This window comes from Methylophaga sp. UBA4204 (assembly GCF_002379485.1).
In the GTDB taxonomy this organism is placed as follows: domain Bacteria; phylum Pseudomonadota; class Gammaproteobacteria; order Nitrosococcales; family Methylophagaceae; genus Methylophaga.
In genome coordinates, this window is the sequence record NZ_DFTU01000025.1 from 1 (window position 1) to 4,954 (window position 4,954).

Here is a 4,954-nt window from a genome sequence, read left to right on the forward strand (position 1 = left end):
AATATCAGCAGTGCTTTATTGTGGAAGCCCGTCGTCGGGCTCAGGAAGCTGATATTGTGGTGATTAATCATCACTTGCTTATGTCGGATTTTGCTTTGAAATCTGCAGGGCAGGGTGAAGTATTACCCACCGCCGATGCTTTTATAATCGATGAAGCACATCAGCTCCCAGCGATTGCAGGCCAGTTTCTTGGTAATCGAATCAGCAGTAATCAAATCGTTGAATTATGTCGTGATACCGTGCAGGAAGTTCAGGAACACGCAGCCGACAGCAAGACTCTGGGATTACATGCAGAAAAACTGCAAGCCAAACTACAATCATTACGACTGCATATTGGCAATGTCGAACAACGTACACCCTGGTTAACGCAATTATTCAATGACGAAATTAAAAATAACTTCAATGAGTTAGTGGATTATCTTGAAGTGTTTGAATCAGAGCTTGAACCACTGGCGGTACAGAGCCCAGGCCTATCCCAATGCCATGTTCGAGCTAAAGAGTTAGTCAATATTATTCAGTTATTCTCTGAGCAAAATGACGATAACCTGGTGCTGTGGCTAGATAATCGACCAACCGGATTTGTTTTACATGCCACCCCGTTTGAAATTAGTCAGCATTTTCAACAATGGCTGGAAGAAAAACCGGCAGCATGGGTTTTCACCTCAGCAACCTTAACCGTTGCCGGCAAGTTTAATCACTTCTGTCAGCATCTGGGCATAGAAAACGCTGAATATGCCAGTTGGGAAAGCCCGTTTGACTACGCAAAACAAAGTCTTTTGTATTTACCCAATATTCCAGTTGAACCATCAAATCGGCAATACAATCAATATGTTGCTGATATTGCTAAAGAAGTTATTTTGCACAGTCAGGGTCGCATCTTCTTATTGTTTACCAGTTATCGGGCAATGCATGAAGTAGCAGAATTACTGGCCGATCTGGATTATCCATTGATGGTGCAGGGGAGTGGAGCGAAAGCCACTTTATTGGAGGAGTTTCGACAGCATGGTAATGCCGTATTACTCGGCACCAACAGTTTCTGGGAAGGTGTAGATGTTCGCGGTGAAGCTTTATCTTGTGTATTAATCGATAAAATTCCATTTGCCTCACCTGGCGATCCGGTATTGGAAGCACGCATCAATAACCTGCGGGAGCGGGGCGGTAATCCGTTTCGAAGTATTCAGATCCCTTCTGCAGTCATTCAGTTAAAGCAGGGAATAGGTCGATTAATTCGTGATGAACAGGATCATGGGGTGTTGATCCTGTGTGATCCACGGCTGTTAAATAAACCATACGGCAAAGTGTTTATGCGGAGTTTGCCCGCCATGCCGATCACACAGGATATCAATCAGGTCGAAGATTTCTTTGTACAACGACAAGTTAAAGCTGCCATTTAGTCATGTTAAATCAATCACTAAAAGTGTAAATCTCACATCAAATCTAACGCATATTTCTTTAATAAGGCTAATGGAACAATCTCTGTTGCCCGCTGATGAGTACTGGCAAGCACGACTTTGGGCGCTACATCATGTTGTTCTGCCTCCAGCCAGCGCTGAGCACACAGACACCACCGATTACCTGGCTTTAACCCGGGAAAATCAAAATCCGAAACAGGGGTGCTTAAATCATTGCCACGAAACCTTGAAAACTCAAGAAACGCCTGAGTTACTTCAACACAAACCGTATGTGAGCCAAAATCCTGATCATTGGTATTACAACATCCATCGCGAAAAAAGCCAGTGAGCGGATCATGACTGCAACTTTGTAACGGTTCACCAAGAACATTTAATGCAGGGTTGATTTCCAGTTCCATAATTAATCGTATTTAATATATTTAAAACGGGCATCATCGGGCGTACCAACAAGAGCACCACCTTCAATCAGGCCTGGCTGCCACATAACGACTTCTTCGATTTTTCTCGCTAGCTCAAAATCTTTATCAGTAATGCCTTTGGCAGCATGATTGGTGAGCTTAACGATAACGAAAGCATAGGAAACAGTGAGGTCAGGGTGGTGGAAGGCGGCTTCTGCCAAGTGTCCGACTGTATTAACGACCATTAAAGTGGATTTCCAACCGCTGGTTTTATATTTACGGCGGATCCAGCCATTCTCGAGATACCAGTTAGGTAACTCAGCCTTGAGCCGTTGTTCGACTTCAGCATCGGAATAGGTTTTCTCGTTTTCAGTTTCTCTCCAGCTCATATTAATTTCCTCATTATTTTATAAACCAACTAATAAGAGAGTCAGTGTAAAGCAATATTAAGTTTCACACTCACTACAGAATTGTTTGGATGGTGCTTAATTTAGGTTAGGACCAACATAGAAACATCGCTTTTTGGTCTGAAAATGTACGAGGTAAGCCAAAACGGATAGGGTTACCGAAATTAAGTTGCTAAGTACTCACATTCGTTATTGAACTTGTTAATCGATATTAAATTTAACATAATATACATTATACGAACTTATGAAATGACAATAATTCGAGATAATCCATGCTCAAAAAAACAGTTTCGAGTTAACTTCAGATAATATGTGTTATGACAAAAGATTGGTTTTCTAAGATCGTTCAAAATTTAAAATCTGAGCGTTTTCACGATACAAACCCCACAAGATTTTAAATTCTGCATGGTTGGTAATTTGGTTAGTCAAGAAATTTAGATGTTCTCAGATTCTTAATATCGTCATACAGCTTTTCTCGTTTTAAGTGTGTCCTTGATGATTAAATGTGTGTAACTCCTCTGCCGAAAAATATAGATAATTGAAATTATTATCACTTGCTCAACAACTATCCTCTATTGAACTTTCCTCGCCACACTATCAGCGATATAAATACAGCTGCAGAAATACAAATCAACAAATCAGTTATATGCAGAGGTGACATGTGAAATACCGCTGAGACTGATGGTATTTGTACTATCACTATGCTGACGAATATTGTTGTTGCAACAATAATTTTTGAAGCCATGCTGGACAATTCACTCAAAGTGATTGTTACTGCAACGCTAGTAGCTATGAGCATGACCATTGCCATTGCTCTCGCATGGTTGACGTCATTATTACTCCCAAGGCTGAATAAATAGGCAACAAATAGCATCAATGTCGTAACTAGACCAGCACTGAAAATAGTGACCCAGTGCCTTTTAGCAAAGAATGTTTCATTTTCAACACGATGAGTCTCGGACAGTTTTTTCCCAAGGGGCATTTCCTGAAATACCAACAAGGCAGTTGGATGAATAATCAGCTCTAACCAGACTATGTGTAAAGGTAAATAGAGAAGAGGGAAACCGAAAAGCGGAATGATTGCTGCTGTTATAACCAATGGGATATGAATGATTAGGAGGTAAGCAAAACTGAGCTGAAGATTTTTGAACAGTTGACGACCAGCGAGAATTGCATGGATGATAGTTCGAAAATTGTCATCCAGCAGAACTACTGACGCCGACTCACGAGCACTTCGAGTTCCTCGCTCTCCCATGGCGATGCCAATGTCTGCAGCTTGAAGTGCAGGAACATCATTAACCCCATCACCGGTGACAGCCACTGTCTCTCCCATCGACTTGAGCATTGTCACGATCTCAAGCTTCTCCGATGGTACTGCGCGAGCGACAACGTCAATGTCTTTGAGCTGCTCAGGATGAGATTTCAAAATATTTTTCAGTTCATCAGCATTGATAATAGTAAGTGGCTTCCCTCCCCCTAAGCCAATTTCGTTGGCAACGGCTCTGGCTGTTAGTTGGTGATCTCCTGTAATCATCAATACATGAATATGACTGTGTAAGCATTCTTGGATGGCATCAGAAACGCCTTTGCGAACTGGGTCTTCAAAAGCCAACAAGCCGGCAAATTCATAATTTATTTCAGGCTCAGCATCGTGCCAGGATGACAAACTCATAATCAGGCTTGCACAACCAATGACCTTATGTCCAGTCATGGCAAGTTCACTAACCTGATTATTCCAATCTGCAAGCTCCTGTTCGCTGAGAGTACACATCTTGAGAATCGTCTCAGGGGCACCTTTTACGCATACTTTTAGAGTTTCGCTATCCCATTTGTAGATGGCGGTTTCTCGTTTGCGATCCTCCGTGAAGGGAAAGGTAGCCATAGCGGAGCCATAATCTTGCTCGGACGGACTGCGCTGTAATATCTCAAAATCCAGTGGGTCATGGGTTTCACTTCGTGACGCACCTGCAGCAGTTTTGAGCAGGTCTGTTTCACTGGCCTCTTTAGCCGGGAAACAGTGAACAAGTTTGAGCTTGCCTTCTGTTAGCGTACCGGTCTTGTCTGAGCAAATATAGGTGATGCGTCCAATATTCTCCACCGCTACAGCACGCCGTACTAGCGCGCCACGTTGAGCCAAGCGATAAATACCCACTCCAAGATAAAAAGTAAAAACAACGGGGAACTCCTCAGGGAGTGCTGCCACTGCTAAAACCAGTGCACTCATAAGCGCATCCAGGTAACCAAAGCCTTGATATAGTCTTACCAGAGCAAGAAGAAGGCAAAGAAGTGTCGCGGCAATAATCAATATGCCTACAAGATGGGCTATGGCTTTCTGTAGCTGGGTCCTTTCATTACGGCTTTGTACTACCGACCTGACAATTTCGCCATAAAGTGTTTCGCAGCCAGTAAAAATAACACGTACTTTGGCGCTTCCTGTCAGTAGCCTGGTTCCAGCATAGACCCAATGAACTGAATCTACCGAATTTTGCGTCGTTTCTGGATCTAATCTTGGTATGGACTGCTTGCGTAAAGGAAACGATTCGCCGGTAATTACTGATTCATCAAATTGTGAAACTTCAGCGCTTAGTAGAACCCCATCCGCAGGAATATAGTCTCCAGCTGTTAACAAAACGAGATCGCCGGGTACGATCTCAGCCGTTGTTATCTGCATACTGGAGCCATCACGTATCACATGTGCAGTTGCAGCTAGTCGATTTTTGAGGCCTTGAGTGGAGGA

At 42.9% G+C, this 4,954-nt stretch carries 4 protein-coding genes; 1 reads left to right on the plus strand and 3 read right to left on the minus strand.

All coding sequences use genetic code 11. The features are described 5' to 3' along the window. A partial coding sequence (locus B3182_RS03175) for an ATP-dependent DNA helicase (protein ID WP_292751509.1) occupies nt 1–1,394 on the plus strand: 1,394 nt, incomplete at its 5' end. Between the two features lie 32 nt (nt 1,395–1,426). On the opposite strand, the gene B3182_RS03180 is transcribed toward B3182_RS03175, so the two are convergent. From B3182_RS03180 to B3182_RS03190, 3 genes are all read right to left on the minus strand, one after another. Continuing rightward, nucleotides 1,427–1,798, minus strand: coding sequence for a DUF2237 family protein (locus tag B3182_RS03180; protein WP_292357105.1), 372 nt, complete (start codon nt 1,796–1,798; stop codon nt 1,427–1,429). Nucleotides 1,799–1,812: 14 nt separating this feature from the next. Beyond that, the gene (locus tag B3182_RS03185; RefSeq protein WP_292356789.1) at nt 1,813–2,199 is read right to left on the minus strand and encodes a 4a-hydroxytetrahydrobiopterin dehydratase; all 387 of its coding nucleotides are present in this window, start codon (nt 2,197–2,199) and stop codon (nt 1,813–1,815) included. A gap of 583 nt (nt 2,200–2,782) precedes the next feature. After that, nucleotides 2,783–4,954, minus strand: a 2,172-nt coding sequence (locus B3182_RS03190; RefSeq protein ID WP_292751512.1) for a cation-translocating P-type ATPase, incomplete at its 5' end; no start/stop codon positions are given.